The organism is Flavobacterium solisilvae, from assembly GCF_012911605.1.
Taxonomy (GTDB): Bacteria; Bacteroidota; Bacteroidia; order Flavobacteriales; family Flavobacteriaceae; genus Flavobacterium; species Flavobacterium solisilvae.
The window spans coordinates 1-546 of record NZ_JAAMPT010000151.1 but is presented as its reverse complement, the minus strand read 5'-3'; the positions used below and the strand labels follow the sequence as shown (position 1 = coordinate 546).

At 34.2% G+C, this 546-nt stretch carries 1 protein-coding gene; it reads right to left on the bottom strand.

The genetic code is table 11. The features are described from left to right. The coding region (gene istB, locus G6042_RS00700) for an IS21-like element helper ATPase IstB (RefSeq protein WP_169522359.1) at window positions 1-546 on the bottom strand (546 nt) is incomplete at both ends.

Below are 546 nucleotides of genomic sequence, written 5' to 3'. Positions count from 1 at the left end.
GTAATTCAATGCGATGGGATTGGTGTATGAGTCGGTCTAAAATGGCATCAGCTATGGTTTTTTCTCCAATTATATCGTACCAACCTTGAACTGGTATTTGAGAAGTTACGATTATAGAACCATTATTGTGTCTATCTTCAATGATTTCTAAAAGCGTAATTCGGTTTTGACTATCTAATGCTTGAAGTCCAAAATCATCTAATATAATGACGTCTTGTCGTTCTATTTTGGCTAATTCTCTTAGATAAGAACCATCAGCTTTTGCCATCTTTAGCTTAGCGAACAACTTAGATGTGTTGTAATAACTAACTTTGTATCCTTGAATACATGCTTGATAACCTAATGCAGTTCCTAAAAAACTTTTACCTACTCCTGTGCTTCCTGTAATTAATACATTCTGATTTTTCTCAACAAAATCGCATGCAGCTAATCGTAAAACTTGGTTTCTATCTATATTTCGCGAAGTATCAAAATTGATGTTTTCAATATTGGATTTGTAATGGAATCGAGCGTTTTTAATGCTTCGCTCAATACGACGATTGTGGC